19 protein-coding genes and 1 riboswitch are annotated in these 26300 nt (G+C 41.2%); of the genes, 7 read left to right on the top strand and 12 right to left on the bottom strand.

The genetic code is table 11. The features are described 5' to 3' along the window. Positions 1–51: 51 nt before the first annotated feature. On the top strand, positions 52–1452 hold the full coding sequence (locus AC07VK_RS21930) for a DUF6055 domain-containing protein (protein ID WP_492959780.1): 1401 nt from the start codon (positions 52–54) through the stop codon (positions 1450–1452). 194 nt (positions 1453–1646) lie between these two features. Here AC07VK_RS21930 and AC07VK_RS21925 read toward each other — a convergent pair whose 3' ends face one another. From AC07VK_RS21925 to AC07VK_RS21895, 7 genes are all read right to left on the bottom strand, one after another. Then, entirely contained in the window at positions 1647–2201 is a 555-nt protein-coding gene (locus tag AC07VK_RS21925) for a peroxiredoxin family protein (protein WP_492959782.1), read from the bottom strand. Positions 2202–2237: 36 nt separating this feature from the next. Further along, positions 2238–3770 carry a RagB/SusD family nutrient uptake outer membrane protein gene (locus AC07VK_RS21920; RefSeq protein WP_492959784.1) on the bottom strand — a complete coding sequence of 511 codons (1533 nt, stop codon included), beginning with the start codon at positions 3768–3770 and terminating at the stop codon, positions 2238–2240. A 10-nt stretch (positions 3771–3780) separates the two neighbouring features. Further along, on the bottom strand, positions 3781–6792 hold the full coding sequence (locus AC07VK_RS21915; protein ID WP_492959786.1) for a SusC/RagA family TonB-linked outer membrane protein: 3012 nt from the start codon (positions 6790–6792) through the stop codon (positions 3781–3783). A 15-nt stretch (positions 6793–6807) separates the two neighbouring features. Continuing rightward, positions 6808–9030, bottom strand: a complete 2223-nt coding sequence (locus AC07VK_RS21910) for a transferrin receptor-like dimerization domain-containing protein (protein ID WP_492959788.1) — start codon at positions 9028–9030, stop codon at positions 6808–6810. A 76-nt stretch (positions 9031–9106) separates the two neighbouring features. Next, positions 9107–9211, bottom strand: a riboswitch (SAM riboswitch). Between the two features lie 579 nt (positions 9212–9790). Continuing rightward, positions 9791–10969 (bottom strand): serine hydrolase domain-containing protein, encoded by a 1179-nt coding sequence (locus AC07VK_RS21905; protein ID WP_492959790.1) that lies wholly within the window; start codon positions 10967–10969, stop codon positions 9791–9793. A gap of 109 nt (positions 10970–11078) precedes the next feature. Then, a complete protein-coding gene (locus tag AC07VK_RS21900; RefSeq protein WP_492959792.1) occupies positions 11079–11633 on the bottom strand; it encodes a magnetosome magnetite crystal formation protein family in 555 nt (184 codons plus the stop codon). 495 nt (positions 11634–12128) lie between these two features. Next, on the bottom strand, positions 12129–13529 hold the full coding sequence (locus tag AC07VK_RS21895; RefSeq protein ID WP_492959794.1) for a serine hydrolase domain-containing protein: 1401 nt from the start codon (positions 13527–13529) through the stop codon (positions 12129–12131). 57 nt (positions 13530–13586) lie between these two features. On the opposite strand from AC07VK_RS21895, the gene AC07VK_RS21890 reads away from it, so the two are divergent. Together AC07VK_RS21890 and AC07VK_RS21885 are read left to right on the top strand one after the other, a co-directional pair. Next, complete coding sequence (locus AC07VK_RS21890) at positions 13587–15329, top strand: histidine kinase (RefSeq protein ID WP_492959796.1); 1743 nt, start codon at positions 13587–13589, stop codon at positions 15327–15329. A 5-nt stretch (positions 15330–15334) separates the two neighbouring features. Continuing rightward, the gene (locus AC07VK_RS21885; RefSeq protein WP_494939828.1) at positions 15335–16033 is read left to right on the top strand and encodes a LytR/AlgR family response regulator transcription factor; all 699 of its coding nucleotides are present in this window, start codon (positions 15335–15337) and stop codon (positions 16031–16033) included. A 100-nt stretch (positions 16034–16133) separates the two neighbouring features. On the opposite strand, the gene AC07VK_RS21880 is transcribed toward AC07VK_RS21885, so the two are convergent. The 3 genes from AC07VK_RS21880 to AC07VK_RS21870 form a co-directional block, all read right to left on the bottom strand. Next, the gene (locus tag AC07VK_RS21880) at positions 16134–16673 is read right to left on the bottom strand and encodes a 6-phosphogluconolactonase (protein ID WP_492959800.1); all 540 of its coding nucleotides are present in this window, start codon (positions 16671–16673) and stop codon (positions 16134–16136) included. Positions 16674–17156: 483 nt separating this feature from the next. Further along, positions 17157–17423, bottom strand: a complete 267-nt coding sequence (locus AC07VK_RS21875) for a helix-turn-helix domain-containing protein (RefSeq protein WP_492959802.1) — start codon at positions 17421–17423, stop codon at positions 17157–17159. Between the two features lie 288 nt (positions 17424–17711). Then, the gene (locus tag AC07VK_RS21870) at positions 17712–18860 is read right to left on the bottom strand and encodes a hypothetical protein (RefSeq protein ID WP_492959804.1); all 1149 of its coding nucleotides are present in this window, start codon (positions 18858–18860) and stop codon (positions 17712–17714) included. 558 nt (positions 18861–19418) lie between these two features. On the opposite strand from AC07VK_RS21870, the gene AC07VK_RS21865 reads away from it, so the two are divergent. Beyond that, positions 19419–20231 carry a sensor histidine kinase gene (locus AC07VK_RS21865; protein WP_494939827.1) on the top strand — a complete coding sequence of 271 codons (813 nt, stop codon included), beginning with the start codon at positions 19419–19421 and terminating at the stop codon, positions 20229–20231. Further along, positions 20228–20965 (top strand): LytR/AlgR family response regulator transcription factor, encoded by a 738-nt coding sequence (locus AC07VK_RS21860; protein ID WP_492959808.1) that lies wholly within the window; start codon positions 20228–20230, stop codon positions 20963–20965. Before AC07VK_RS21865 ends, AC07VK_RS21860 begins: the two co-directional genes overlap by 4 nt. On the opposite strand, the gene AC07VK_RS21855 is transcribed toward AC07VK_RS21860, so the two are convergent. Beyond that, positions 20962–23976 carry a lantibiotic dehydratase gene (locus AC07VK_RS21855; RefSeq protein ID WP_492959810.1) on the bottom strand — a complete coding sequence of 1005 codons (3015 nt, stop codon included), beginning with the start codon at positions 23974–23976 and terminating at the stop codon, positions 20962–20964. The two genes, AC07VK_RS21860 and AC07VK_RS21855, sit on opposite strands and share 4 nt — an antisense overlap. A gap of 89 nt (positions 23977–24065) precedes the next feature. Here AC07VK_RS21855 and AC07VK_RS21850 point away from each other — a divergent pair, with 89 nt between their 5' ends. Together AC07VK_RS21850 and AC07VK_RS21845 are read left to right on the top strand one after the other, a co-directional pair. Beyond that, on the top strand, positions 24066–24491 hold the full coding sequence (locus tag AC07VK_RS21850) for a MauE/DoxX family redox-associated membrane protein (RefSeq protein ID WP_492959812.1): 426 nt from the start codon (positions 24066–24068) through the stop codon (positions 24489–24491). 119 nt (positions 24492–24610) lie between these two features. Then, a complete protein-coding gene (locus tag AC07VK_RS21845) occupies positions 24611–24910 on the top strand; it encodes a hypothetical protein (protein WP_492959814.1) in 300 nt (99 codons plus the stop codon). 39 nt (positions 24911–24949) lie between these two features. Here the strand turns inward: AC07VK_RS21845 and AC07VK_RS21840 are convergent, their stop codons facing one another. Beyond that, positions 24950–26290 (bottom strand): RagB/SusD family nutrient uptake outer membrane protein, encoded by a 1341-nt coding sequence (locus AC07VK_RS21840; protein ID WP_492959816.1) that lies wholly within the window; start codon positions 26288–26290, stop codon positions 24950–24952. Positions 26291–26300: the final 10 nt, after the last annotated feature.

The raw sequence follows: 26300 nt of genomic DNA, 5'->3' as shown, positions 1-26300 counted from the left end.
TAAAACCATAAAATCCAGGCAGTTAAACTTTTACTCACATAAACCATATAAATGTTCGGACATAAAAAACACGCTACCAATACCACGAAACCTTTGTGTAACCTTGGATTATTAACGGCTATAATGATGTGTATTTACCCAAATGTAGCCAGCTGTCAAACTGTTGAAAACACAAGTACGGTACCTAAAAAGAAACGCTACATTCCTGGAGAAGTATATATGGTTCCAAAAGGGAATGATTTTAATCTAGATGACAGTGAATTTAGTAATAAAAGAATGATTGAATCAAACAATATCGCCATTTTTTGGTCGAAGGAATTTGGCACTGATCTTTCTAAAAATGCTGATCCGGCACTGCGTTTAAATATGAAACAGGTTATCACAGAGTGTGATCGCTTTTATAACTTTTATGTAGACAGTTTAGGTTTTGTAAATAAAGGACAATCAGTAACCGATAAATACAAACTTCTAATTTTTATATTCAAAGGTAAAGAAGGAACTGCTTTTGGAGGTGGTGAAGAAAACAAGATTGGTATCGCATGGACTCCTCTGTCCCGCATTAGCAAAACTCCATTTGGCGCATTGGCGCACGAAATCGGTCATTCCTTTCAGTATCTGGTTCATGCAGATGGCGCATGGGCATTTACTGATGCTGCAGAAGGTAGCCATGGTCAAGCCATTTTCGAAATGACTTCGCAATTTATGCTCTGGCATGTATATCCCGAATGGATGACTTTTGAAAACTACCATCTACAGGCCTATTACAAAAAAACACATTATGCTTTTTTGCATGAAACAAATCAATATCACTCGCCGTATGTGCTTGAGTATTGGGCAAATAAACACGGCATTAAATTTATAGGAAAATTGTGGCAACAAGCTTTAAAGGGCGATGATCCGGTTATGACTTATAAAAGGATTACGGGTACGAGCCAGCAAAAATTTAACGATGAAATGCATCGGGCAGCAACTAAATTCATTACCTGGGATTTAGATCAGGCTAAAAAAGCATCCAAATCTTATTCAAACCAGCATGTAACCGTTTTGGATTCGCTGGCGGATGGATGGCTTCGGGTATCGCCAATTAATTGCCCACAAAATTATGGTTATAACGGCATTAAATTAATTACACCTAAAGCCGGAACGGTAATTACACTTGCTTTTAATGGTCTAGCTGGCGCCGATGGTTTCAGAAAAATAAATCTTCAGTATGCAGGCTGGAGGTATAGTTTTCTTGCAGTTAAAAAAGGCGGAGAACGAGTTTATGGAAAAATAGAATCTAATCCGAAAGGATTTGCGAAATTCATTGTACCTAAAGAAACCGAATATTTATGGCTTATTGTAAGTGGTGCGCCAACAACACATTGGGAACACATTACAGATGGAAAAGATGAGAACGATGAACAATGGCCCTATAAAATTAAACTATCTTATACTACTGTTGCAAAATAATTATTAATTGATTTAGTTAATTAAGCAGGGATTTTTCATTCCCTGCTTTTTATTTTATACTGCAAACAACCACTTTAGATGGCTTTGCATTTTTCTTCAAGCCATAAAGCTTCCGCTTCACTTAAATCTGGGGATAGAAAGAGAAGAGGCTGTTTTCTTTTGAAGAAACAGCCTCTCCAAATTAAACAAAATTCTTACTTACTTGTCTTTTCAGTTAATCCTTTAATGTTTTTAACCAGAAGACTAAATTCTTCCTTATCATACAATCTGGTCAAAAACCTGATATAACCATCCCTGTCGATTACTACATTACGTGTCACGCCCGCTTTTTTATCGGCAAATTTCTGGAAGATTTTAGCGCCGGGATCTAAGGCCAATGGATAAGTGATATTCATGTCTTTGTGAAATTTCTGTACCACATCTAACGGTTCATCCCGATCAACACCGATCAATACCACATCTTTATCTTTATAGGCCTGCCAGATGTCCTTTTCTAAATAGGGCATTTCTTCTCTGCATACCTTGCACCATGCAGCGGTGAACTGTAGGATGACGATTTTTCCTTTTAATTCTTTTAATGTGGTTTTCTTTCCGTCATGGAGAACAAGTTCAAAATCATCAGGGGCCTTATCCCCTACTTTTACCAGATAGCCTCTGCTATCGGCATTTGGGTTTTCGAATTTTGGTTGTTGCGCAAATCCACTAAGTGTAAGCAAAACTGCGGCTAAGGTTAATAGTTTAATTTTCATAATATTTAGTTTCTAAAGGGTGATAATATTGTTTGGTTATTTTTCAGCGGCTTTCCAGCCTTCATCAGGTGCGGTGGCGACTTCGCCATATTTTCCTTTTTCACCGAAGTAGGCATTTCCTCCGAAAGTATAAACGGGCTGTTTTACCAGATCGAGCTGGAGTTGCGGCAAAGGATATTCGGTTGGCGTACCGCCTACGAGTAAATTGTTCCTGCGCATAAACGTAAATGGCAGAAATGCACCACCGGCGCCATCTATTTCAATTGCATATTCATAATGTAATTGCTTCCTCAAATCAGCTTGGTTTGCAGCAACATCAGGAAGCGTTCCCGCGGCTTTTCTTGCAGCTGCCGGATCATTTAGTATGGCAGCTGCGCCAGCGTAATCCTTCAGCCAAAATTTGGATTCAGCCTTTAGTAACCTGATCTCTTCCGCCAGGAAATAAGGATTAACTGCACCTGGGGAGTTTAGTGTGTTGGCTGTATTATACCATCTTTTTCGGTACCAATTGGTAAAAAGCCCACGTCCGCGCGATTCGATAAATATTCCAAAACTCGTGGTGTATCCAAAATAACCATCAAAACGTTTATCATTGCTGCTAATGTTGGGCAATATTCCGGTTAAAGGGTAAAATTTAGGGGTATTTCCGGTTTTGTCGGCCAAATGGGCGATTTTAAGATCTGGCGGCAACCAACCGGAACCATCTGAGTTACGCTGTAATAAATTAGTCAATAACTGATTGTAATAACCTCCTGTTACTGTAGTGATTACAAAATCGGTGGTAAATCCTTTTTCGGCATAAGCCAAAACTTTGCTCCATTGTGCATCGCCAATTTTTTCTGCTTCGGTTTTATCTCGGGCCTCAGAAGATAAAATCCTGGCAGCCATCGAATTGGCCAGTTTAATAAAATCGGCTTTGCTGAATGTTTTTCCACTGAGGAAATCGAATTTAAACTGTGTATTCGCTTCAGCGAGCGTTATAGATTTATCAATCAGCTTAATTCCATTGGCAATTAAGGCCTTGTAAGAATCCGGAAAATCTTTTGTGCTTAAGTTTACGTCATCCACGATAATGCCACGATCGAAAATAACACCGAGATAGCCCTGGGCTATGCCTTTGGCATAATAGGCGGCTATAAGGCAATCCTGCGTTCTATCTGCCCCCTGTGTATCGTAAATCTTTTTACCCTGCTTTTCAATAATATCCAATGCCAGCGTAGCATCTAAATTGGCCTGATAAAAGTTATTGTAAAAAGTATTCCAGGTAACTGCACCACGGTAAGAAGTATTGTTATTGAGTCTCAGGCGCGGTTCGTTTGCAAAATCCCACCAGGAAGAATTTCCGTTGGTATTAGTGGTCTGATCGGCCAAAAGGCTGAAATGTGTACCCGATGCACTTGTAGAAGTACTAAACACAGTTTGAACACTACTTGTTGTGAGCTTAAGCCCGAGATCTTTAATCTGATCGATGGCTTCCTGATTGGTTAGCGTTGTTGGGTTATCGAAATCTGTTTTTTTGCAGGCGCTAAGGCTTAAAGCAATAAGCGATATGTAGAATATATTTTTCATTTTCTGTTCGTTAAAAGTTTAGCGTAAGTTTTGCGCTGTAAATGCGGTAAGTTGGATAATCGTAAAAATCCTGATTGCCCTCTGGCGTTACTCCGGTAAAGGATGTCCAGGTATATAGGTTACGGCCAACTAATGCAAGTCTGGCATTACTTAATACCCGGTTTATCCCAATAGCTTTTAGCGGCAGCTTGTAGCTTAACGAAACTTCTCTTAACGACACGTAGCTGCTGTTCTGCAACCAGTAATCAGTGGTTTGCTGGGCATTAAAAACCGCTGTAGTAAAGGCAAGTGGCAAACCTGCCTGTGCTGCCTGATCAGAAAATGGGGAACGGTATTGATAGGTAAGGTATTGCTGGGTTTCATTATATTTCTGGCCACCTTGCTTCCAATCCAGAACGGCATAAAGCGATAAAGGACCGATATTGAAGGTGTTTGAAAAACCGACAATAAAATCGGGCTGTGCATCTCCGATAATTTTCGAATTACCAGTAGCTGCATTTTGGTACAACAAAGGTGTTTCAGCTGCAGTACCCTGCTGGCTTTTCAGAACCACAAAACCCAATTGGTTAACAGCAAAATCGCTCAGCCTGTAAATTCCACCTGCTGCATTGGTAACCAACCCCTGTGCATTGGTTTCCAATTGATCGAGACCAGTGAGCACACTATAACCATAAAAAGCAAAAGGGCTTACTCCAGGTGCTTTTCTAAAATCGCCATCGGTAAATTCTGGTACATCACCCAACGAGGTAATTTTACTTCTAATTCTGCTAAAGGTAATTCCGGTGTTCCAGGTAAAGGCATTTTTGGTAATCACATTGCCATTAATTTCGAGTTCGAGCGAGTTCGATTTTACAGCGCCCAAATTCCCATAAATCCTTGCCGACCCCGTGGTTGGTGGAAAAGCTGGCACCAGGATAAAATCATTTATACTTTTAGAAAAAGCATAATTGGCCTGAACATTAATCCGTTTAAACAACTGCGCATCAATACCAAATTCGAGTTCGGAGGTGATGGCCCTTTTAAGATCTGTATTTTCACGTTGATTATAGCTTACGCCACCAGAACTGGATAAGGAAACCTGACTATCCTTAGCACCAAAGGGAGGCAAACTTCCGGCCTTACCGTAGGCTACCCTCAGTTTTAATTCGTTGATGATACCCAATTTCACATCTTCTGTTAAACGGTATGCGGTAGATACCCTTGGAAAAAACGCTGTTCCAACGTCAGCACCAAATCTGGAACTGTTATCCAAGCGGCCCAGTACATCGACAAAAATCTTTTCTTTCCAAGCGGCTTTTAAGTTTAAAAAGTAACCGTAGTTAACTGTTTGTTCCCAGGTAGAGCCAATGCTTCTACTATCGGCAGATGCAGCTCCTAAACTTTTAACCGGTGCGCTTAGATTATAGCCAGAGCCAGATAATGAAGTAAACCTGTTTTCTTCGTATACCGCCTTTAGCGTTGCTCCGAAATCGAAATCGTTGAATTTATTGTTATAGTTTAGCTGGGCCTGACCGTTTTTGGAAGTGGTTTTTGATGTCTGTTCGCCATAATAACCATTGTTGCGGGTAATGTCGGCAGAGATTGTCTGAAAGCCAATCGGATAATAATCTGTTTCATTGTAGTTTTCATTCTGTATAGAAGTGTATACCTCCGCATTCAACTTATCGGTAAACTGGTATTTCACTTTTATTCCGGCAAGCAAATTATCACTGTTGTTTTCATATTCACGGTAACTCAGTTGGTAAAAAGGGTTGTTCACATTGAAGTTCTGGATATCAAAACCATAGGGTTTAAAAGCATATTTCCCGGAAGCATCGCGCTCCTGCAGATTGATGAAAGGTTCGTAAAGTGAAGTAGCATACAACAATGAACCGCTACCACTTGATGAGATAGATGAAGAAGGCGTTTTGTTGTTAAAGTATTGCAGGCTTAGGCTAATTTCTAAGTTTTTATCCGGTTTATAGCCAAAATTAAATAAGGCAGTCTGTCTTTTATCGGCTCCTACAGGTTCGGCAACCCCACCTTTATATTGGTTTTGAAAAGAGGCATACAACGTATATTTATCGCCTGCAGTTGATGCAGAAACAAAATTTGTAAAATACGGATTGTTGTTTAACATATTCGCCACATTATCGTATACATTTGGATATGGGTGAAGGTTAAGGGAATAACCGTTAGCTTGTACATCGATTGTCCTGGCGTTGCCATTAAGCACAAACGAGCCATCGGCATTAACCTTAAAATGGTGGAACTGAGCGGTTGGCGGCGTATTTTGCACATTGCTTAAGCCAAATTCATTGTCGACAATAATATTTACCTTTCCAGTACCTTTTCCTTTTTTGGTGAGCACCTGGATAATTCCACCTTCACCCCTGGTACCATAAAGGGCCGAAGCCGCTGCACCTTTAACCACTTCAATCGACTCTATATCCTGTGGATTTAAGTCAGACAGGTTTAATGCTGTTACAAAGCCATCCACCACCAAAAGCGGCGCAATATTGCCCGATACCGATTTAGCGCCACGCAGATAAACTGTTGCCCCCGAATTACCAGAAGATTGGCTGATCTGGATCCCTGCAACTTTTCCTCTTAAAGTTTGAGAGGCATCTGTTGCCGGAACGGTATTAATCTGATCGTTATTCACTTTTGTTAGCGCAAAGGTCAGCTTTTTACGACTGGTACCTTCGGCAACGCCAGTAACCACCACATCAGATAAAAGATGGACATCTTCTTTCAATTCCACATTAATTTCCGATCGGTTATTGATGGCTACAACCTGCTCTAGATAGCCCTGAAAATGAATAATGATACTATCAGCTTTTTGAGATATGTTTAAATTAAATTCTCCTTTACCATTGGTACTGGTGCCGATTTTCGTGCCTTTTAACTTTATGGTGGCACCAATAAGCGGCTGCTTATCTTTACTGTCGGTAATCTTACCGCGAATGGTATTTTGAGCAAAAGCCTGCATACTGCTAAGCAAAACAAAGCAGACTATCAACTGGGTAAAAAATAGTTTCATGTTTAGGGATTATAATTAAGGATGATTGGTTTGGTTGAGAAATTGAGTGAGTTTTAAGATGGAGGCTGTTAACACGAGAATTTGTTCCTGTACTTCTTTTGCATGATACTGCTCAATGGCTTCTCTCACACCTGGGAGGGTTTTAACGCCATAACCGGTATATAAACCAGGGGCATAAATGCTATGTCTATACCACGGTCGCCCTGGTAAACCTGCTTGTAGAAGCAATTGTTTTTCAGCCTGAAAAAGTAAGGTATTCAGTTGGTCAGTTTTAGTATCCGAAGCAAGTGCAGCGGTTACGGTCTGACTAAGTTTTGATGAGACTGCTTTTAAACTATCTACTGCTAAGTTCAGTGCTTTAAAATCAAATTCAGATAATTCGACCTGTACAGGAGGATTTTTCAAGTTTTCTTTAGGATCGTTGGCAAGCTGATAAGCACCGTTTGAAATGAGCTTATTCTGGCTTTGCGCACCTTCCCGGAGCTGCTTTGCCAATGTACTTACTTCAGTAACGTAAGTCGCTATTTTAGCCTGAAGATTAGAAAAGTTGAACGGAAGTACATCTGCATTGGCCAAACGCAATACCGCCCTGCCAGCTGTTTGCGATAGGGCCAATCCGTATTCAAAACCCGGATCTTTAAACTTCACAAAGTTGTCGTAAGTATCGAAATTGGTATGGTACTCCCCTCCTTCATCCTCACCACCGAAACCAAGGCTTAAAGTAGGGATACCAAGGTGCTGTAAAAATGCAGAATAATCAGATCCTGTACCTAGCGCACCCAGATCAAGCGTTTGGCTGTCCTGTATTTTCTTACGTTCGGTAAGCGAGGCTGTAGAAATGGCTTTATTGGCTTTCCAGCGTTCAAAAATATTAGAACCCACCTGAGGATCTTTTACATCTTTTGAAATTTCAGAAACAAAATTTTCTAAAGCATGCGAGCCGCCTGCTTCTAAAAAGCCACGGCCATTGCCATCCGAATTGATGTAGGCAACCGCTTTACTGTTTAACTCGTCTGCATGGTCTTCTACCCATTCTGTAGAACCTAAAAGCGATTGTTCTTCTCCATCCCAGGCAATATAAACAAGTGTTCGTTTAGGTTTTATACCTGCCTTTGCCAATTTTCCGATAGATTTTGCTTCTTCCAAAAGGGAGGCCAATCCACTTACCGGATCTGCAGCGCCATTTACCCAGGCATCGTGGTGATTACCGCGGATGATCCACTGATTTTTAAATTTACTTCCCTCAAGTTTTGCTACAACATTGTATGCTGGCACAATATCCCAGTTAAAAGCCAGGTTTAAACGAACCACGGTACTTCCATCGCCAATGTGGTAGGTAACGGGCAAGCCGCCGCTCCAATCGGTAGGTACTACCTGACCTTTAAGTGCAGCAAGCAATGGCAAAGCATCATGATAACTGATGGGCTGAACCGGAATTTTAAGAATCGTTTTGGCATCGCCCCGCTCCAACCTTTTGGCATCCTTTGTAGAACCGATTCCAGGGGTCAATGGATCACCGGGATAAATTACCATATCCATTACCGATCCCCGTTGAACAGCAAATTCTGGCTTGTAAGCACCCTGTGGATATACATCGCCTTTCACAAAGCCATCATCTTTTGGATCCGAATAAATGATACAGCCCACCGCACCATGTTCGTAAGCTATTTTAGGTTTAGTGCCCCGCCACGACCTGCCATATTTTGCAATAACAATCTTGCCTTTTACGCTGATGCCTAAACGCTCCAACTTTTCATAATCAGCTGGCAGACCATAATTTACAAAAACAAGGCCTGCACTTACATCGCCATCGGCACTCCAGGCATTGTAAGGAGGCAACTGCCCTTGCTGTGCGGTTGCTAAATCTTCCTTAACAGCCTTTTCTTCAAGCGAGGCGCTGTATTTGTTGCTTCCTAAAAGTTCTACCGATCGGGTTTTAGGTGTTGGAAATAAAACATAATAAGTCTCTATTTTTGCATCCCAGCCATAGCTTTTAAACTTTTTCAGTACAGATTCTGCTACCGTTTTACTGCCCTTAGCGCCCAAGTGATGGGGGTTGGCAGAAAGCTCTTTTATGGTCGCCCCTATATTTTCTTTATTAAGCCCAGCATCAAATTTCTGCTCAATATCTCGCTGTAGCGGAATGTTTTGAATTTTAAATCCACTCAGTTTTTCCTGCGCCAATAAAGGAAGCCAGAGCAATTGAATAGCCGTGAAAAAGGTAAAAGTTTTCTTCATTTTCTGATTTTTTAGGAGTTCTTTACCAGAAAAACTTTGAGCGACCTCAAAATAATTAGCATGCGGATGCATAACCAACTTATCTTCTCCACCCTTGGGCAGAAAGGAATTAGCACCTTTTACAAGTGTATAGGTTGCTCAGACGTCTTAGGGCCCTTCCCTCAGTCTTTCTGGATAAGTATTATATAATGATGCAAAACTAGAAATAATAATCTAGTATTCCTATAGGATTTGTATTATTTATTTCGATAGCATGTTTGTGAAAAAAAATATACCAGGGCATTTTAGCAGGTTTTTTGGCCAACGTGTGTATTTCGGTGAAAGTTGACTCCTCTGTTTCGGGCCAAACTGGCCACCAATTTGATTACCGGACCATGCACATCTAAGTTCCTTTCCCTCTGAACAGGTGGTCACTTTAAAGCGAAATGGCGCGACAGTTTAAATGCAGAACGGACGTACACACCAGCAAAATCATGCAAATATCCGCTGTAAAAGACTTAGTCAGGCGGGGTTCAAATTTGCAAAGGAGATATACCTTAAAAATAATTAAATGTATTGTTGGCTAAAAAATAAAAAAAGCCATTCAATCCTGAGTAGGCTAGTTTAAATAAAAAGTGTCCCCTATCATAGGGATTCGTAGATATATTAAATTTCCATTTCAAAATGTCGCTGAATCTAAATTGAAAAAACGGATGTTTTAGATAGGATAATTTTAACAGTTTCATTGTAAGGATTGCAACTCTTCTTTTTAATTATCAGGTTATTTCACAACTTCCTCCTTGGCAGGCTCGCCCAAATGACCAAGCCATCTCAGCGGCGAATAGGTATCACCGATGCAAATTTTTAAAATTTGGGCGTTGGCTTTTTCAAAATTTTCACTGTTGCTCAGTAAAATTACAGCGATTCCAGCTTTAGGAAAAGCTACAGCATAATTCTGGTTAGCATCACCATGCCCGGTATGGAAAAAGGCCCGTCCAAAAGCCGACTTGAATGTACCAATGCCCAGCCCCCATGATAACCCGATAGCATTATTTTCATTTGTAATGCTGTCTTTCAAAGGACCAAACCCACGTTTACTTTTCACCGGGACCTGTGCACGAAGCATCTCATGATAACCTGATCTGGATAAACCGTTTTCTTTCATTAGGTTGATCATAAACCGAGCATAATCTTCGGCTGTTGTTGACATCGAACCTGCAGCACGGCTACTCTCCCGTCTTTCAGAGCCATATTTCTTTCCGTCTTTGAAGTAAGCATAAGAAAAATTGTTTTCAAAGGATTTTTCCCAGATCATACTGGTGTATTCCATCTTTAGTGGAATAAAAACTTCTTCACGTGCGATAATTTCGAGTTTCTTTCCCGTTAACTCTTCAATCATAAATCCCAACAGATTAATGCCCTCATTGGAATAATAGAACTTTTCACCAGGTTTGGCAATAAGATTAACTTTGTTGCCATACAGCTGGCGTAAAACGGGTAAACCAGAACTATGACTTAACAGCATCCTGGGCGTGATCAGATTAAATGATGCGGTGTCATCTCCAAGATCTTTCCATTTTGGATACTCAGCTATCGGTTTTTTAAGATACAGGTGAACTGGCCTGTCAAGACTGAATATTCCCTTTTCCACCAAACGCATAAAAATATATGCACTTACCGGTTTAGTTAGTGAAGCGGCGTACATGACGGTACTGTCATCCAGCTTCCTTTTATTTTCAAGATCCTTAAAACCAAAACTGGAAGAATAGACGATATTGTTATCGTTAACGATCGCTACCTGAAGCCCCGCAATCTTAACACTGTCAACCAGACGTGATAACTGCTCTTCTAAAACTTGGGCTGTTATCTTTTTTCCGTTCAGTTGTTTAACCTGAATATTGTTTTGTGCAAATAGTGGTAGCATGTAAATCCAGCATGCCAGCGTTAATAGTTTTTTCATCTTGAAAGTATTTAAGCAATGCAAATTTAACCGTAAATAGCGATGATTACCTAAGACACTTTCACGACAGGTTCACGTCATTTTGATCTGGAAGGCATATTTTGATGCCTCACCTCAGAAATTTAAAGGTTAAAGGATAGAGCGCCTTTTGCTTGTTAATTGTCCTGAAAATATTAACAAGGCTCATCACTAGCGTATAAAAATAGATTAATAATACCAGGGGGAAACCGACAGGAAACAAAAAGATCATTAAGAAAATCGCTGGAACAAAAGCAATCGACATGGTAAGCTGAAAGTTTACAACCAACCTTCCTTCAATGTCATAAATTAACTGCTCATCTTTTTTAAAAAACCAAAGAAGACCAGGGAGAATGATATTAAGAATAGGAAAGCAAAGTCCTAACAGCGCCAAAAGGTGAAATAATACAATCATTTTATCTCCTCTAACTTTCTGCTGAATGGGTAACAGCGCTTGATCTTCAACCAAGTGCTGCGCTTCGATACCCAGCGCATCAGCGAGCATTTTTATTGTAGCCAGATGCGCTTCAACCTTACCACTTTCGATACGCTGGATAGTCCTGGTGCTTACCCCTGAAACTGATGAGAGCTGTTCCTGACTAAGGCCGCCCTTACGCCTGTAATAAGCTAATTTAGAAGTACTCATTCCCAAAAATAATGAATTGAAGCATCTTAGATTGGTGGATTGGACAAAAAATCATAATCATTTAATCGAGACGCATTTGCTGCAAAAGCTAAGATCATTTATAAATAATTAAATAATTTATTTAAGTAAACGCTCAATTTTTTTGATTACCAGCACTTTTTTAATTAGAAAGATCTGCCATAGATAATAATGGCTATGTTTACGCTCGCAGGTTCGGGAAGAATCTAATAAGGAAGCTGGTGGAGCTTTTCATGGCGGCAGGAATTTGAAATGAGGAATGTTCTACCCCATATATTTATGCCAAACAATTAAAGTCAACACCGTACAAATCATTCAACACGACATAGAGGCTGCAGTCTCTCATATATTCCTGCCACAAAATTAATTCTGTTAGTCAAAACCTTTTTCTGAATTCTCAATGCCTCAATAAGGGGATTAACCTGAATAAAAGGTTTATTTCAATAAGTTATTAAGACAGTGAAGGAAGGCCATTTTTTATTCCATTTTTTGAAGCGAAGCCAATTCGTTTGCAGCATTTTTATTTCCGTTATCCAGTGCCACAGCCTTTTGAAAAAATTCTATCGCTTTCGATCGTTCCCCCAGTTTCACCAGAGCCCCAGCCATAAGCTCATACCCATATGAAAGATCTTTTGCAGGAGCAGGTACTAAAACAGCCATTTCAAAAATGCTCACCGCATCCTTATGGCGCCCACGGCGCTGGAGGTACTTACCTAAGCTGATCAAGTCCCCAGTTTCAAATGAAAAATCAAAGTTTTCCTGCTGTTCTGTTTTAAGTTTTTCGTAATAGCTCATTCCTAAACCGAAATCCGACAGTACCTTCTCCCTCACGGCCAGATAAACAGACCGTTTTGGAACAACTACGGGCCAGTGATCAAATGATGAAATAATTGCGGATTTCAAACCATGCACCTTCATTTGCTGTTGATTGGTCATCATTACAATAATTAGCTGGTCTTTGAGCGAATGGTATATCAGTGCTTCGAAATTACTATTTGATCCCTGATGCTGGTGCCAGGAAAGTTTATTGCCCTCAAACCCTACAGCGCCCAAACTGCTTTCTCCTCCTGGGAAATTTATGGCAAGGGAACGGTATGATTCTTCATTAATCAGTTTAAATCCATCCACAGCTGCTACCCATTTACAAAGATCAGCTGTAGTAAGACGCACCCACCCGGTCATGCCCTGCAGATAAGGTGTAGGATGTCCCATAACATCAAAAGCCTTAGCCATTTTTTTGCCATTGGATGGATAGTCCACTATCGCGCTATTCATTCCGAGCGGTCTGAAAATATATTTATGTATAAAATCTGCATACCGCATTCCACTGGCCTTTTCAATAACCCTCATCTGAAGAAAAACATTATAGTGGTTATAGATATAACCTGTCCCCGGTTCAAAACTCAAATGCTGAAGTCCTTTCAGGTTTTTCCATATAGCCTGCTCGGTTTCCAAGGCCAAAGGATCGAAAAGCGGGATACCTGAAGTATAATTGATTAGATTTCTGACCTTCACTTTTTTTGACCAATCTGGAAGGCTATCGATAAATTTAGACAGCGGATCATCCAAGTCAAGCTGGTTATGCTCCTTGCACATCATGATAGCAACACCATTAAATTCTTTGCTTACCGAACCGATATCAAATAACATCGCAGCATTGAGCTTAGTCTTCAATAAGGGGTCAGCATATCCAATACTAGAAGAATAGATGGTCTTACCGTTTTTAGTTACGATAATGTTTCCGTTGAATACCCCCCTATTGGCTGCGAGGTTCATTACAGAATCTATACGTTTAGTTATATTTTCCTGGGCTAGGACATTATTAAAGGTGACTAGTATCAGCAAGCCGATAGCTGCCAAGGTTATAGCTTTGTTCATGGGATTATTTTTTAGACAATTATACCTGTCCTTCTGCCGGCGGTCAACAGATAACTTGTGAACGTCATTTCCGCCATTCGAACGACAGAAAAAAAACAGGACAAAGAATTATCTTTGGATATGCATCCGTTTAAATATCTCATTGGTATCATTTCTATTTTTGTCATCCTGCTAACACCAGCCTGTAGGCAGGATTCCATCCGGCCTAAAGAGATCAGACTGAAAACCGGAAATAAAAGTGAATGGTTGGGACCGAAAACCGATGACAGTGCCTGGGAAATGGCAAACGGTACAGATGCGAAGGGAAACTTTATAGTACGTTTCCATTTTAAACTGTCGAATGACCTTCGGAAATCATTCCCGCTTGCGGTGAACATTGTGGCATTAGGATCATATGATGCCTTTTGGGACAATAATAAAATCGGCAGCAGTGGAAAGATCGGAAATAATATTAAAGAAGAAATCCCAGGCTACCATAGCATGGTCCTTCCTATCCCTGACTCGCTAGCCAAAGCTGGAAATCATGTGCTAGCCCTGCGGATATCCAATTTTCATTATCAGCGGAAGTATTCCTTCTTCAATGCCAGGATTGAAAGTTACCGCCAGCTCATGAGGTTCCCAATGTTAATGGCCCTTTTAATGGCTGTCCTCGCAGGTTGTTTCCTTACAGGATCGATATATTATTTGTTCCTCTTTGTGCAGCACAAAAACGAAAAACCCTACCTATTTTTTGCGTTCATCTGCCTACTTTTCCTTTCCTTATTAGTATGTGAATACTTGCCTATTTTATGGGCTTACCCTTATACTTTCCAGCTGACAAGATTAGAAATTATCGGTATGCTGGCAACAGTTATTGCCTTTCTGATCCCCTCTTTTCTCAATAGGATGTTTGCGACCTTTAGTAACTGGCCATTCGACCTTGTTTTGTCCATAACACTTATCAGTGTTTTCATCCTCAATCACGGACATTATGACCTAAGTGCGCAGTTAATGGGATTGGTTATGGCCACGGGCAGTTTAGCTGTATCATCATTTGCAATCAAAAAAAAGAAAAAAGGAGCCTGGCTGATATTGATTGCAATTATTTTGGGGTTGGCAGTTTCGTGGTTTCTTTATTATGACTACAGTCTTTATATAGCCTTCGGGCTGTTGTTATTGGCAATGCTTTACCTATTAAGCGAACGCTCGAAGGCGATGGAAACAGCTTACCGCAGAAGCCTGGTAATTTCCGAACGTTTAAAAACCGACCTTCTAAAAAAAAGCATACAGCCTCATTTTATCATGAATACCTTAACAGCTCTTCTCGAACTTATCGAAAGTTCTCCTGATCTGGGAAAAAAAATGATATTGGATCTTTCCTCCGAATTCGAAATTCTATGCTCAATAGCCGAAAAATCTTTAATACCATTGGCAACCGAAATCTCCCTGTGCAAGCACCATATGGAAATTATGCAGATGAGAAAAGGAATCGACTACCGATGGGAAAGCATCGGAATAGATAATGGTGAATATCTTCCGCCTGCTATTATCCATACACTACTGGAGAATGGCATTACCCACAGTAAGCCTTTAGAGGATGGAACAGTGAGATTTCGTCTGGAATATGAACAGACACCGAAAGAAAAAATCTATCGTTTCCAAACTCAGGCCGTCAATCGGACAAAAAGAAAACTAAGCTATAACGGCATGGGGTTTTACTATATCGAAGCGAGGTTACGTGAGGCTTATGCCGAAAAGTGGGAGTTAAATTATGGCCCCGGGGAAAACGGCTGGACTACAACAATCAAGTTACATAAATGAGAATATTGGCAATAGAAGATGAGGCAATAATAGCCATGCGGATCGAACGCATGGTAAGAGAAATCCTTGGAAAAAAACTGACCTCTTATATAAAAATTGAAGAACTGAACGAAGCAAAGGTTTTTCTTGCGTCGAACCCTATTGATCTATTGCTTCTAGACCTTAACCTAAATGGAGAAAACGGCTTCGATATCCTGGCGGAAATCACCTCAGGTGCTTTTCACACAATTATCATCTCAGCCTACAAAGACCGTGCAATAGAGGCTTTTGAATTCGGTGTACTTGACTTTATACCTAAACCCTTTGAACAGAACAGGCTGGCACTGGCATTGTCAAGGTCACTGGGAGAATCAGCAACTGCACATTCCCCGAAATATCTGCAGGTCAAACAAAAAGGAAAGGTGCTGATGATTAGGGTTAGCGATGTGATTTACTTCAAGGGCTCTGGCATCTATTCAGAAATCCATACGATAAACGGCGATATATTTCTTCATGACAAATCACTTGAAAAACTCAACCAACTACTTTCCTCTTCTTTTGAGCGTATCCATAAATCGTATCTGGTAGATACTGGATTTATAAAAGGCATGATTTACAAAGAAGGTGGAAGTGTTGCTGCTGAGTTAACGAATGGGATAGAATTACCTATTGGGAGAACGAGATATCCAGCCTTAAAGCTGAGATTTAATGATACCAAACTGTAACAGATAAGTTTTTCCCGATTTTCGACCACGTTGACGGAGCGTTTTCAAAACATGACTCCTCTATTAGGTTTAGTCCAGCCATTTTAAAAAGCCTGTGTATTTAAAGAATATGTTTCGCGCTATTTGTGTCCAGAAAGACAACTGTTCCGCGGTGTGTTCTCAACACAGTTGATGGGAACGCAGTATCGATTGGCCGAGTAAGTGTATTGAGTACGGCCTGCGCTTTTGTCTCTCCGGGAACTACACAGTTAATCACTTCGGCGCCCATCAGGACGGGAATTGTTAGCGTAAGGGCCCTTAGGGGTACCTCGCCCAGTGTTGCAAAACATCCATCATTTACCTGCTGTTGTCTACAGGCGAGATCCAGTTCAACAACTTTAACTTTTTTGCTATCGTCAAAATCAGCCACAGGCGGATCATTAAAGGCCAGGTGTCCATTCTCTCCTATTCCCATGCAAACGATATCAATCGGATAGTCTACCAAAAGCTGTGAGTAGCGATGGCATTCTTCTTCAATATTGGCAACATTTCCATTAAGGTAATGAACGGATTTAAAGTTAAATTTATCAAAGATCCTTTCTTTTAAGAAGTTCCCGAAACGTTGGGGCGCATTTTCGCCGAGATTGATGTACTCGTCCATGTGAAAGGCATTAATGTTTTGCTAAACAATAATTCATCCGTCAACTGTTTTACTTTCTTAACTTTTTATTCCTCAAAAAACGATCCTGCGATTAATCAAATGATAAAATCCTATGAAGTTACCTGATTAAATGTTTTTACATTTGCCAAATCCTACCGAACTAAAACATGAAAACTTCAAGTAACGCAAATGACAAGTACTTGCTCTACGAAATTTCGAAGGGTAACCGATCAGCGTTCGATATTATTTATACTGTCCGACCAACAGATAAGTCCCGGGAGATAATTTATAATTATCTATCCGTTGCGTCAGGATCAACATATTAGTTCTCTTGAGGCTAATTAGAATCCATCTGAATAAAGGCGTTTCTTCCAGTACCTTAATGGGTTGCCTATTGAATAAGTGAAATCTAAACGAATAGGATCAGCAAGACAAATGCCCTGAGGTTTTTTATTGCTCCCTGCTCATTTTTACCAAATGTTTTCACTTAGCGGATTCATCAAACCCGTCGCTAAAGAACTCAGCAAGGGTAATATCCAATGCTGAAAGCACTTTCAGCAAAGATGAGAAATACAAATCTTCCCCATTTTCATAGCGCCAGAGCTGCGTACGGTTAAGGTCATGTTTAAAGGCAAATTTTTCATAGTTCCGTTCCCCTTTCGCTTCCCTAAGGTAACGAATCCGTGCACCAAGCAATTTCAAAACTTCCTTTATATTCTCGCTCTCCTCTTCGTTTTTGGCTCTACTCATAACGTAAAGTAAACCAAAATGATGCGCGAGAGGTACTCTTAAAAAGAAACAGCACAATAGATACATCTTATTAGAAACATATTTATTATCTTTATAAAGCTGCAGATATTAAAAAATATATGAAAAAGGAGGAATTATTACAGACCCCTATTGACAGACTTGGTTTTAGTACTGAATTCTGTGAAGCTTGTACTTCAATGCATTTCAGCACATTGAACGACATCACATCCCTTTTGCCTGAACGACTAATCAATAAAAAAGGGTTTAGCTATAACTGGCTGGGGGAGCTCAGCGCATACTTAGATAACAGAGGACTGTTGCATTTATTGCAACGGCCATAGGAAAAAAATTACGGTTGATCCGCAGGACCATACGCTGTAACAGATCCCTCACGCGTGCGGCAGTATGCTGGTCAATACTATAAAATTCTTTACTGAGGCTTCCTGGGGAAATAACAGCTTGTCTTTTACTTTGATAGTGACTCGCAAAAAATTTAAAAATGAACTGAAGGTTTTGAGTGGCGAAAACACTTTCTTCGTACAGTAAACGAATCAGGCAGGACATGTGCGCAACTGACATTTCCAGTGGTATTTTTGGAACAGCGACTTCACTCCCTTTGCACAAGGATTTCTCTGTCAATGCGATTTCTTCCGTTAACCAATTTCCTATCATGTTTTTTATGGAAGGCCATGAGGGGTCAAAAGCTATGTTTTTCACTTCGGGAGACGACATAACTTCTGCTTTCTGCTCAACCAAATAATTAAGTCTTTCCTGCATACCTCTAAAATCACTAAAAGCATTCCTAATTATATTCTGGTAGTAAACAAAAAAAGAAAGGCTATTGAAATTTGAACGAATAAGTAGAGAAACCAGTAATTTTTCCGCGTCATCCGAATCATAATCAAGTGAACCTAATTGACGAATAATATATCCGAAATAATGTAATGAACGAAAGGTAAATTTTACTTTTCCAATATCTCCGGATATTACATTGAACCCTTTTAATAGGCAGGCTACCAGAGAAGCATTTAGGTCGCTTGACTGCAGCGTTTTCTGGATAGCACAAATATCTCTGGTAAGTTTAGAAATTAATCGTTTATGATAGGTTATAGGTGCAATCGCATCTTCATTGAAATAACTGCAATAGTATTTCTGTAGGTGGTCTATAAGTGCTAAAAGTTCATTTTGGAGAAGTACATTTGTTTCTGAATCGTGGGAATTAGATAAAGTATTGGAGATGGTTGATATAATATCAAGATGATAATAAAAATAACGCACCAGGCTATCCTCTGGCGTATTAGAAAATATTGCTTCTTCCCATGCTATATAGATTTGACCAAAGTGAGTTTCAAGATTAAGTAAGGCTGAATTATTGCTGTCGCAGCATTCTTGCTCAATTAATATTTCTTCTATATCCTTCAGTTCATTCTTAAGCATACCCTAAAGATTTTCCTGGTGCATTTTCATATTTTCATTTATTGGTTGAAAATATGAGTACTTGTTAGGATCGTCGTTGTTACCGTTGTTGTATCAGTGTCAAGACTTTTAATTTGGTCATTAAAGGTTTTGTAACGATTAATGATCTGCGTTTTTTTTTGCGGAAGTTTGTTTGATTTAATCATATTTTTATTTTTTTATGTTAATTTAAGGATGTGTACAATAATTGCATAGTTTATTACAAATTCAAACGAGTTGGGAGTTAAAATGCTGGACCCGATGATAAATTTGATAAAATCGATACTATCTCCCCTAACTCGAAAATCAGTTATAATTCACGCTGTTTGCTGGATACTCTTTATTAGTTATGAGTTAGCATTAGTGTATTATCAGATTGGATCTTTAGAGAGGCCATACATTTATATTGTATTTTATACTATAAATATAAGTTTGTTTTACATCTACCTTAGCCTTTTAGACTTTACCTTCAGTGACACTAAATTTAAATACCTCAAGGGTTTCTCTGGGTACTTAGTATTACTCGCATGTTATGTTTCAGTGAAAGCCCTTGCCGACTATTGGCTAAGCAACCCGCAACCCTCCCAATACAATCCGTTTGTATTTATTCAGAATTTTTTTCCTAGAAATATTGGACGGGCATTGTATTTTACTTTACTTGCTACATTTTACTGGTCCGCAAAACATATCGCTAATTATAGAAGTCAAGCTATCGAAGCTGAAAAGCGGCAATTAGTTATTGCAAAGGATAACGCAGAGTTAGAAGCCCAGCTTACCAAGTCCCGAAATGCCTACCTGCAACAACAAATCAATCCACACATGCTCTTCAATGCACTTAATTTTGTTTACAACAGCACACAAAAATATTCTGATGATGCCGCTCAGTGTATCTGGTTGCTCTCGGAGATTATGCGTTTCAGCCTCGAAGAGGCAGGTCCAGACGGAAAAATCAAACTTGATCGAGAAGTTGAGCAGATTGAAAACCTCATCGCGATCAATCGTTACCGGTTTAAAGAGCCTCTATATCTTAAGCTGGAAATGCATGGCGATTTCGGTCGCTATAAGATAATCCCGCTTATTTTGCTTACGCTGACAGAAAATCTGTTCAAACATGGAAATTTGACCGAAGTCACCGCTCCGGCTGTACTGAAGTTAACAACAAACGAGACCGGACAATTAACTTTCTACAGCAGGAACCTAAAAAAATCAAAGAACGGACATCTCCGTCAGCGAAAGGCACTGGGTCTACAAAACATCCGGCTCCGCATGGATTCATTTTATAAAGACAACTATAAACTGGAAATCAACGAACCTGGCGAATTTTACGAACTCACTTTAACCCTTAAATTATGAGCTTAACTTGCTATATCATTGATGATGAATATCATTCTATTGAGGTACTCGCTAAGTACGTCAGTCAAACTCCAGGCCTCGAACTGGTTGGCAGCTCCACCAACCCGCTTTTAGCGCTGGAAGAATTATGCAATATCCTAACACCCGATATTGTTCTTTTAGATGTCGATATGCCACAACTCAATGGCCTTGATGTGGCAGACCTTATAGGTTCAGCGAGCAATATTATTTTCACAACCTCCTACCGAGAGTACGCACCGGAAGCATTTGAAAAAGATGCAATAGATTACCTGCTAAAGCCCATCAATTACGCCAGGTTTTTAAAGGCAGTTACCAGAGTACGCTCAAATCTCAGCAGTCAGACAAATCAAACCGCTGCTACCCCCTTCTTTTTCGTCAAAAGCAACATTAAAGGAAAATTTAACCGGATCACCATCGCGGATATCCTTTATATTGAAAACATAGGCAACTACATCATCATCCATATGAATGACGAAAAAGTAACCACTTACCTCACTTTAGCGGAGGTTCTTTCCAAGCTGCCTCTTGAAGGTTTTTCAAGGATCCATCAGTCTTATATCGTCAACCATGCAGCTATCCATTCGTTGGAATACGCCCAGGTAAGACTGAGCGGTGAGCTGAGTATTCCGATTGGAGCGACTTTCCGCACCGCCTTCCGGGAAAAAATCCAGCCTGCTTTACTTATCAGTAAAAGGGACAAAAGTGATCGTTAGACCGAAGTCCTTTCGCGGGCCAAACGGGAGGCGGTATATTTTTGCAGGCAATAGTAAACGAGCAACTCCTGTTGCCTTTGTCTAACGGAAAACGTCCGGTTCAGTTGCATATGCACCAGGTCTGCCAAAAGCTCCATTCTTTTATCATTTGTATAGCTGCTTGTAAGCCCGTCTAAAACAGACATCTGCTTTAATAGCGGTGAAAGATGCTTCGATAATGCTTTACCTTCCAGCAAGTCCGCTATCATTAATTTCTTCTCCCGGTACTTCTCATCCATTGCGACCTTCAGCGTTTTATCTGCCCTGAACTCCGCCATAAACTGATCCGTGACCTTACCAAGGTAATCCATGGAAGCAACCAGAGATGGAAAAAAGCAGCTGACCATGTGACAGGCAGTCAGCAAGGCCAGTTCAAACTCGCTAAGCTGAAAGGGATTGTTCCCCTTTAAAGTTAACGCAAGGACAGTAAGATGGCTTCCCGCGCAAAAAAGTTCCTCAATAGCTGAAATGAGATCGGCCCCATAGCGTTCGATTTCCCTCCGGTAGGTATCTCCCTGGAAATCCCGGATGAGTTTATCATGTCCGGATGATTCAATTTTTTTACGCAAGGCCACGAGTATCACGCCAAGATCATCTTCCTCCGCCTGTATGCGCAGGCGCAGGTGATAACCTTTATCGCTGTAGCGGATAAAAAACCACTTTTTTATCCGCTTTTTTTGACCTCTAATGAACGGTAAAATCACTTTACTAAGGATTTCATCCGAAGCGCGTGGAATGCAGAAAATTTTAAGGTAAAGCCAGTTACTCCCCATTAAAAAGTCGCGTTGTTTTTCGCCGTTAACAGTGGCACTTTCCTTTTTTGAAGGTTTATAAATAGTATTTTCATGGGCAAGAAAAGCGATCATTTGCCCCGCAAGTGGCTTTTTACCGGACAGGATGGAACGGTCTGGCAATAAATATTCCTGAATGGTTATCCGCTTTAAACCAGCAATGCACTGCAGAAAAAACCTAGCTTCGGTGGAATTGGCCAGATCAAAAACCAACTGCTGGTCTGTTGCCCCTATGGTGATGTGCCGGGGCAGGTGGTGCTTTCTGCGAAAACCATCCAGGGTTTTAAATGGATCAACATTATCTCCTGAAGTTAAAGATTTTATGTCTGATTCCTTAAAATTCCATTTCGCCAGACAGAGGATCACCCTACCGTAACAGACCCGTGGATAAAAAGTCAGGCCCGGAAAAAAATTTTCCAGGCTAAATGAAAGTCCTGCCTGTACCCCCTGAAATTGCAGATCACACAACAGCCGGAAAACCGGCGAATGGTTATTTCGAAAGTTATAGGCGGTTGCCAGACGGGGAATTACTCTTTTGTTTAGCTTAGAAGACTCTAATATCAATTCACCTCCTTTAAGAGAAAGCATGAGTTCGCCTGGCAATACCAGTTTTTCAGCCGGCTGCGAAGGAAATACATTCAGGGGTATCTCGTGTGAATAAATGGGTTTGCGACGATTGATATTGTCAACGTGGCTATCAGACTGTTGGGCAATGTCGGCAAAAACAACTTCCGGGTTTGCGGTAGTTTCCTTTGCGGCAAGCTCGCGGCAAAACTGGTGTACCGGATCACTAAAGCATGAAAACCTTCCAATCAGCGAAGCGGCAGTTACCCCGCCCGAACTTTCGATGATCAGGTGCTCGCCAGTCGAGCGGTACATGAGCGCCTGCGTCTGGGGCAAAGGCAATACTGCCTTTTTATGATTTTCGAGTTTAATCACATCATCTTCGCTGATCTGAAGGGGCGACCAAGGATCGCGAAGGGTGTCCCCAATCCAGAGTTTGAATATAAACTGCTGGGAGGCATGCCATCCAAGTGTTCTATTTTCTTCTTCTGACACGGGGAAAGGAATATTCTCCAGGATATCCTGATCAGGCATGGATGGCTCCATCTCGCCATAATGGAGTCCCCCGTCGGGATCTAAGGCCAGCAGCAAAGGCACCCTTTCTTGATCAAAGCGGGCACGGAAATCACGGATAAAACGCGACAGGTCAGCAGGCTGCTCAGCATTTGCCAATAACTGCAGTACATGGACCTCTTTGGAGAGTTCTTCCTGTTCAGCGCTATCTGGCCCCCCACTTTTGTTTGGCCTTTCCAGAGCCGCATACAATGGCTGTCCAACAGGCTTGGTTTCCTTTACAATTTTCCAGATCTCCCCGGCCAAAGCCGACAGGGATGCTTCATCCGATAAAGGATTCATCGTGTAATTTTTCCAGAAACCGTTCCAGCCAGGTAAGCTAAGGAAGTTCTCAATCACCTCATTACCGATCACTTTGCCCTGAGTGCCATTAAAAACCGCACCGGCGTCAAGCAGAAACCGGATGTATTCTTCCGCTTCTGCATCCGAGCAGTCACCGTGCTCCATAATCCACCTCAAGAGGCTATTTTTTGAAGTCTTCTTTGAAGATAAAAATGAAAACAGCTGTACATTAAATTTTACGGCTGCAATCCCTTCCAGAGAAAAGCTAAACCGGCCATTATCATCTAAAGATGATTTGGTGTACCGGAAAACGTCATTAAACCGGTACAGCGCAGGGTTGACCATTAATCCTTCTGACAGATCAGCCTCCGCCTTGTTATGCAATTTTCTCAAAAATTTCTGATCAGGCAATAAATGAAGGATCGACTCATCGCTTCCCGCAAGCCTGATCTGCCCACCGCTTCCCCAGTGGAGTAAAGTGAAGGAGGAGAAGCTTCCAAAAGGGGTTGGTCTGAAGCACATCCGGTTATAATATTTATAAAGGGTATGTTTTTCCTTATCTGCTAATTTATCGAAATCAAATTCCTTTTTTTCAAGTAAGGCATAAAACGCTGCGCTCGCCAAAAAAACTGCATTGCGAAAAGCCTGTTCCTGCAACACTTCCGGCAACCGTGAGAGATCATAGCCGGTAAAGCTATAGTACGGTGCTCGTAAAAATAACTGCGGTAAAAACCGGTACATCACTGACTTACTTTCTTTCATCTCTTCTTCACTTTAAAGGGTATAATACCCATCTCATACTGTTTTGGCTTTTCTATTTGCCCTTAATTTGTTTCTATAATTCTTTTACCATGAAAGCAATTTTTAAATCAACCGTTCCACCGCTGCTTGTACTGCTATTTGCTTATGCCGCCTTCAGTAAACTCTTCACTTTTTCAGACTTTGACCAGCAGCTCCACAACCAGTCTTTTCCCAGCTGGCTCGCAGATTTTCTACTGTATTTTTTGATCCCTGCAGAAATTATTACTGCACTCCTGTTGTGTTTCAAAAAGACCGTAATAGTTGGCCTGCTGTTTTCATCTGTACTTCTGCTCGCCTTCACCGCCTACATCGCAATGGTGCTGGCGGACTATTTCAGCAAGGCACCTTGTAGCTGCGGCGGTGTATTAAAATGGCTCGGCTGGAAATCGCACCTCATTTTTAACCTCGTATTCACCGCATTAACGATAACTAGCTTAACTATTCACCTAAAGCAGGAGGTCCGTGACAAAGAGTAAAAAAGCACAACCGGATACTGGTCCTATCCAATACAGAAAAAATCAACCGATCGTGAGACCACCGAACCAGATCGACTTCATTTATCCTCCCCCAACGGAGATCATTTAAAACTAATACCATGTTAAAAAAATTAAACCTTGGCCTTGTAGCCCTCGTATTGGGGTTCGGTCTTATCGCCTCACAAAGTGCATTCACCAACAAAAAAACTACTTACTACCACTACAAAACCACCAACGGCCCTGTTGACCAGACCAGTTCATGGGAACCTGCAGGAAGCCCTGCTGCGTTCGAATGTAGCGGGGACCCGGAAGTACCTTGCACGATTGGCATCGAAACTTCGCTGTCTACCTACCTTACAGGTAAAGACAACCAAGCCGTACTTGACTCTCAAGAATTGATTTCTGCCAGAGAGCAGTAACAGTAGTCAATGGTGCAGATTAATGCTGCACCATTGCATTTAAGGATTCTGCGGAAGACCTGCTACCTCGATCACCCGTTCCGGGATCGGAAGGGCAAAGCCCGTACTGTTAGCCTTAAGCCGGTACATCACACCTTTATAGCTCCTGCTAAAAGAAATACCGGCATTTTCCATATTCAGCCTTTTCACATCTACCCACCGCAGTCCCCTAAGTAGCAGTTCCTTTCTCCGCTCCAAAAGAATATCAGCCAGCACCGCCTGCTGATCGCTTCCTGACCTGTCCGTGAAAGTATTTTTCTTATACCGGTTGCGCAACAAACGGTTTAGATCAGCCAGCGCTTCTGCAAGCCTGCCGGACCTGGCCAGGCATTCGCTTCTGATCAGCAGTACCTCATTCACAGCCAACCCGCTAAAGAAATTGGAGTTTCCTTCATAGCTTCCCTTAAAGCCATAAGTCCCGTTTTTATTGTCACTAAAAAATACAGTCTTTCGCAAATCGTTCGCCTCATACAGCGCATAAAGCGCAGGATTGATCTTCCCCCTAGCACTATTTAGCATCGGAGAAGTAAAGTAACTGTCCTGCAATACCTCAACATTAAACTGCCCAATGGGATAACTTGCTGCAGCATTCAAACTATTATAATCCAGCAAATCAGCCTTTAACGATAAACAGGAATCAGCATACAGCTTTGCCAGCTCGTATTTGCGCATCGATAAGTATGTCCGCGCTAGCAGGCCAAATGCTGCAGGCTTCGAGGGCCGCATCACATGTACTGCTTTAAGGGGAAGCGCCTGAACTGCCCTTTGCAGATCGGAGACCACTTGCGCATAACCTTGCGCAACGGTTGCCCGTACCGAAGGCACATTAAAGTCAGACCCCAGCCTTATTGGTACCCCCAAATCTGAGGGCGACTGTTCACCATAGGAATTACCCCATATATATAGTCCCCGGAGATGGTTTTTCGCCCGGATGAAATAAGCTTGCCCGCTGACATTGTCCCATTCGGCAGCATTACTGGCACTTTTGCCAATTTTAGCGATAGCCTCCAACACCACATTGGTACGGTTAATCGCCCGGTAATTATAAAACCATTCATTACCATCCTGCAAAAAGATATTGCTGCGCTGCCAGGTATACATATTGCGCTCATTTTCAGGTCTGGCACCTAAGTCTGCATCGGTCAGGTATACATCGTCCGTGCTGATCTCCGCCGCGTTCCCGTCTACATAATTCAGTACCTGGTACTGATCAAGCAAAGCCTGCAGGTCTGTCAGCGTTTCAGGTATGGCCTGGTTCTGGTTAGACTTTTCGTCCAAAAATTTCTTGCATGAGGTGCAAAATAAAAGGGCCACCATGCTTAAATAAATTACTTTTTTCATATTCGCCTGA

It is taken from the genome of Pedobacter sp. GW821-FHT01D05 (assembly GCF_059422505.1).
This window is presented reverse-complemented; position numbering and strand designations above follow the sequence as displayed.

Excerpts from the sequence above, each read along its gene's own strand:
- AC07VK_RS21850 (WP_492959812.1), top strand. The coding sequence starts at position 24,066 with ATGAAAGCAATTTTTAAATCAACCGTTCCACCGCTGCTTGTACTGCTA.
- AC07VK_RS21925 (WP_492959782.1), bottom strand. The coding sequence starts at position 2,201 with ATGAAAATTAAACTATTAACCTTAGCCGCAGTTTTGCTTACACTTAGT.
- AC07VK_RS21845 (WP_492959814.1), top strand. The coding sequence starts at position 24,611 with ATGTTAAAAAAATTAAACCTTGGCCTTGTAGCCCTCGTATTGGGGTTC.
- AC07VK_RS21875 (WP_492959802.1), bottom strand. The coding sequence starts at position 17,423 with ATGAGTAGAGCCAAAAACGAAGAGGAGAGCGAGAATATAAAGGAAGTT.
- AC07VK_RS21855 (WP_492959810.1), bottom strand. The coding sequence starts at position 23,976 with ATGAAAGAAAGTAAGTCAGTGATGTACCGGTTTTTACCGCAGTTATTT.
- AC07VK_RS21920 (WP_492959784.1), bottom strand. The coding sequence starts at position 3,770 with ATGAAAAATATATTCTACATATCGCTTATTGCTTTAAGCCTTAGCGCC.
- AC07VK_RS21840 (WP_492959816.1), bottom strand. The coding sequence starts at position 26,290 with ATGAAAAAAGTAATTTATTTAAGCATGGTGGCCCTTTTATTTTGCACC.
- AC07VK_RS21880 (WP_492959800.1), bottom strand. The coding sequence starts at position 16,673 with ATGGACGAGTACATCAATCTCGGCGAAAATGCGCCCCAACGTTTCGGG.
- AC07VK_RS21910 (WP_492959788.1), bottom strand. The coding sequence starts at position 9,030 with ATGAAGAAAACTTTTACCTTTTTCACGGCTATTCAATTGCTCTGGCTT.
- AC07VK_RS21930 (WP_492959780.1), top strand. The coding sequence starts at position 52 with ATGTTCGGACATAAAAAACACGCTACCAATACCACGAAACCTTTGTGT.
- AC07VK_RS21915 (WP_492959786.1), bottom strand. The coding sequence starts at position 6,792 with ATGAAACTATTTTTTACCCAGTTGATAGTCTGCTTTGTTTTGCTTAGC.
- AC07VK_RS21900 (WP_492959792.1), bottom strand. The coding sequence starts at position 11,633 with ATGAGTACTTCTAAATTAGCTTATTACAGGCGTAAGGGCGGCCTTAGT.
- AC07VK_RS21860 (WP_492959808.1), top strand. The coding sequence starts at position 20,228 with ATGAGCTTAACTTGCTATATCATTGATGATGAATATCATTCTATTGAG.
- AC07VK_RS21870 (WP_492959804.1), bottom strand. The coding sequence starts at position 18,860 with ATGCTTAAGAATGAACTGAAGGATATAGAAGAAATATTAATTGAGCAA.
- AC07VK_RS21905 (WP_492959790.1), bottom strand. The coding sequence starts at position 10,969 with ATGAAAAAACTATTAACGCTGGCATGCTGGATTTACATGCTACCACTA.
- AC07VK_RS21895 (WP_492959794.1), bottom strand. The coding sequence starts at position 13,529 with ATGAACAAAGCTATAACCTTGGCAGCTATCGGCTTGCTGATACTAGTC.